The following is a 4,019-nucleotide window of genomic DNA, read 5'->3' as shown; positions in this document are numbered from 1 at the left end:
GAGTTCGCCTTACAGTGGACCTCGACCCACCAACCCCAAGCCGCATAGCGACTGGACCACCAAACGGGTCCCCCTCAGAAGCGACTTCCGCGTCCCAATGAACTCGGCAACCGTTCTGCCGCGATCGCGAGTCACTTCCAGCGCTTTGACTGTGAAAGCGACCGAGATACCTGGAATGACAGCTATCCCGATGTTCATGAGCACGGAGAGGACGGGGATGAGCATCAAGGTGACATACCAAGGCGATAAGCCGGCTGTCGTTGGCAGAGCCAACGCCGCGACGACCAGTGACCCGGGCAGCACGACTTTCAGTGCTAGGTCGACGTTCAGCAGGCGGTTGGATGCGGTTACTGGGGGACGCCAGACATAGATTGCGGCGATTGCCAAGAACGCCCACATGGCTGTCCTGGTGAAGGGCCAGACCGCATCCTCGCGTGTGCGTAAGTTGTCGTCCATGAACACCACCCACGTCGCCATCATCAATAGCCCTGTCGTCGGCAGGGCGCGAATCCCGAGCCGCGCCAGGCGTCCTGCAACACCTCTGGGCGCTGCGGGGGCGCGGGCGACCCCTGCCAATACGGCGGCGGCCAGTACCGCGCCTGCAAAGAGGGCGACGCCGGTGAGCGCGTGGATCGCTGTCTCGACTGACATGCCGAACCGTGCCCAACCGATCATCGCCAAGGCGATCACGGCCATCTCCATAACGACCGTGGAGGTCAGTGCGAGCACCAGAGCCCGGAGGTGTGGTGGGACGAGGCGCAATCGCAGGAGTCTGCGTTGAAAGTCTGCGCGTCGCTGCGGTGCGAATTTCTTAAGGAGCGGGGGCTTCACGGCCAGTCCGCTGCCTACACCGATATCGGGATCGACGCGTTACGGCCGTCGATGGTGACGCCCGGCGATGAGGCCGGTCCGGTCGTCGTCACGTTACGGTGAGCTGTCGAAGGATCTGGTCGAGATAATCGCTTTTCTCGGCGATCAGCCGCTTCGCCGCTGCATCAAGGGCGCTCAGACGTTCAACCGAGGGATCGTCCATTGCGCCGGCGATGCTGGGATCCACCACCTGGAGGCGATGGTAATTTCCCGGTTTCAAATACTGCTGACAGAGCACATCACCGGTGTGAACGGTCATGGCAAGCGCAACGGTGTCGAGCGCAGCGCCGAGCCAGCTCAGTTCCGGTCGGAATGATGCCTGCGCGGGAGCAGCGCCGGTGCCCAAGGACACAAGCACAACCGACTCTGGTTCTGCGCCGCCGTTAGTGATCGCTTCGAGTATCCCCAAATGTGCTGGGTTGTTGGCCCAAACTCCACCGTCGATGAATCGCCGGGTTGCACCGGCCCATGTCGTTTCCAACGACGGGAAATATGTCGGCGCCGCTGACGTTGCTCGCGCGACAAGATGCAATGCCAGATTGTGATCGGCGCGACAAGCTGCGTTGCGGCTCGTCAAGAGCACCGGAAGGTCGGACGCCGCGTCATAGGTGGTGACGATCAGCGAGGTCGACACTTCGGCCAGCGTCACATCGCCGAGCACTTCTCTGAGCGCGCCTTCCAGCCCGTCGACCCCGTGCCGGGCATTCCCGCCGGAGGCGGCATCGCCGCCGAACGGACTACCAACCTTCCGAAGGGCGGTTACCCAGTCCTTCTTGAAGTCACCGGTCGGCCCGATCAAGCGCTGCTTCCATCGCGGTCTCGAATCGGAGCCACCGAAGATCGCTCGACCATAGCGGGGGTAGAACTGGGCGAGTTCGTCAGCGGATCGACCCGCCGCAAGCCCGATACCGATGATTCCGCCGGTTGACGTACCGACAATCAGGTCGAACAACCCCGCCGCCGGGCAACCCGCACGCCGTTCGAGTTCCTGTAGCACCAGCGCGGGCAGGTAGCCCCTCGTGCCGCCCCCGTCGATCGACAACACACGCATGGAGAACCCCCCAGATCGACGATGCGAGCATCGTATCGAGAAGGCGACCGATGTTCGGAAGCATTACCGGAACTGAACGGCGTCCGCTGGTCAGTCGGAACCCATGGGCGCGGAAGCCCGCCAGATCCACGATCGCTGCGTCGCGATCCGTCGATCGCGAGCTAAACGTCGTGATAGCTGCCAGACCGAGTGGCCGCGAAGCGACGCGCGCGGGCATCGCAACTCGTTGCAGTGGTCGATGACGGGAGGAGTGTTTGGATGGTAAGCGGCCGGGCGTTGATTTATCTGATGCAATATGCGGTACCAAAACTGACATAATGTACGTTATCGGCGTTATGGGGTACCTGGTGGAGGGGGCGGGTGAAGCGTCGCCGCGCCCTGCTGTCGACTTGAGCGGGTCATTTCCGTGCACGTCAACACCTCGTTGCGCTCTTGCCTCAGGTGCCCTGCTTCAAGTGTCTAAGCGACGCCGAGCTGAGTGAATGCCCGTGGGCCATGCGCCAGTTCGCAACTTCGGCCGGGCGTCCTTCGAGGTGTCCATTCTGTCGCGACCTGAACCTGATCTGGGACATCTGCCACGGCCCCGGCCCCGGCGCCTGGACCGCGTCAATCCGTCACCGTGACGAAATGCGACCGAAGGGCGGATGTGACTCTGGCGGTCCGAGGCGATCGCGAATCTCGGATACTACTGACCCGCCGGCTCTCCCCGCGGCCAGAATCGTGCGTCGTCGCCCATCGCGGTTCGTGTGGTGGCGGGTAACGCGCTCGGCCTGAGATCGGCGGCGGATCCGGCGCCGGCCGTTACCGCCTACCTGTTCCCCGACGAGGTCGTTCAGGCCACCTGATGGGCGCTGAAGTGCGGCCGCGAAAGCAAACGGTGTACACATCGACGAGACGCGAAGCAGATTGTCGGAGAATGCGATTCCGGCAGGCTAAGCCCCTCCAGCCGCGGGGTCGCTATCAATACGTCACTGTGACGGAAGTGTTGTCCTGGAGGGCCACCGGGTCAGTCAGTAGCCTGATGTGAGGACATGCGGCACGGCTTGGCTCAGCTGCGTTATCGCAACGGAGCGTCCGGTGTGGTCGCCGTAGCCCAGGCATCGGGTATGGAGGCAGACGCGTGGCTGCGACCGAGCACACCGCCGACGGCAGGTTCATCGTCGTGAACGGAAGACGGTGGCGTGCCACCGATCCATCCATTCCCGAATCGTTGCGCCAAGAGTTGGTCAATGCGCTGATGGCTGCTCGCCGAGCGGTGCGGGCCTCCGGTGATAACGCCCGTCTTCGCGTCCATGACGCGAAGGTAGCGCTGGGCGAACGCGGCGAGCCTTGGTGGGACCAGCCCAGCATCGACGGGTTGAATTCCCGGATTGACGCAACGATCTGCACGCTGGTCCGGCACCGCGCGCCCGGCACGGCGTGCCCGAGCGACATCGCCCGCATCGTCGGCGGCGCCGGAAACTGGCGCGATCTCATGGAATCCGTTCGAGTCCGAGCGAAAGCACTTGCCGGTCAAGGTGTCATCGACATTCAGCAGCGCGGGCACACTATCGATCCGACGACCGCTCGGGGCCCGATACGACTGTCGGCTGCGCAGAACATCGACCTGGCCAGGGCACAGATCTGAATACAGTCACACAGAAACTGTGCCCGATCCCCTACTGCCCGTCGTCAGTGCAGCGTGGCCGCCAACGGCAGGGGATGTGGTGACACCAGCCCTGAAAGACATGCCCTGCTTAATCGCCCACCCGGCCGAACCGATGATGTTTGGGCCGCAGGAAAAGCGGGTACCCGCGCCCCGTTGAGGTGAGCCCCTCGTAGTGGTCCAGTTGTTGTGCGACTCTGATGCCCGGTGTTCGGGCAGGAAGAATCAGCAACGACATGGCAGCCAAGAAGCGCCGGCGGCATACGCCGGATCAGATCATCCGCAAGCTCGCCGAGGGCAACAAACTGCTCGGCGCCGGGCAGGAACTCAGCGAGGTGTGCCGGCACCTGGAGATCACCGAGTCGACCTGGCATCGCTGGGTCGCCCAGTACGGCGGTATGAAGGCCAGCGACGCCAAACGGCTCAAAGAACTCGAGGCCGAGAACGCCCGCC

General features: G+C 63.4%; 4 protein-coding genes. 2 read left to right on the top strand and 2 right to left on the bottom strand.

What is annotated here, in order from left to right; translation table 11 throughout:
• Window positions 1-9: 9 nt before the first annotated feature.
• Window positions 10-690 carry a hypothetical protein gene (locus tag AWC02_RS22620; RefSeq protein WP_237160482.1) on the bottom strand — a complete coding sequence of 227 codons (681 nt, stop codon included), beginning with the start codon at window positions 688-690 and terminating at the stop codon, window positions 10-12.
• Between the two features lie 229 nt (window positions 691-919).
• Entirely contained in the window at window positions 920-1,921 is a 1,002-nt protein-coding gene (locus tag AWC02_RS14910) for a patatin-like phospholipase family protein (protein ID WP_085129534.1), read from the bottom strand.
• Window positions 1,922-3,041: 1,120 nt separating this feature from the next.
• On the opposite strand from AWC02_RS14910, the gene AWC02_RS14905 reads away from it, so the two are divergent.
• Window positions 3,042-3,548 (top strand): DUF3253 domain-containing protein, encoded by a 507-nt coding sequence (locus AWC02_RS14905; RefSeq protein WP_109561032.1) that lies wholly within the window; start codon window positions 3,042-3,044, stop codon window positions 3,546-3,548.
• A 254-nt stretch (window positions 3,549-3,802) separates the two neighbouring features.
• Window positions 3,803-4,019, top strand: a 217-nt coding sequence (locus AWC02_RS14900) for a transposase (protein WP_165757904.1), incomplete at its 3' end; no start/stop codon positions are given.

This window comes from Mycolicibacter engbaekii (genome assembly GCF_002101585.1).
Lineage (GTDB): Bacteria > Actinomycetota > Actinomycetes > Mycobacteriales > Mycobacteriaceae > Mycobacterium > Mycobacterium engbaekii.
The sequence above is the reverse complement of the archived record's forward strand: the minus strand, read 5'-3'. Positions and strand labels throughout refer to the sequence as shown.

Excerpts from the sequence above, each read along its gene's own strand:
- AWC02_RS14910 (WP_085129534.1), bottom strand. The coding sequence starts at position 1,921 with ATGCGTGTGTTGTCGATCGACGGGGGCGGCACGAGGGGCTACCTGCCC.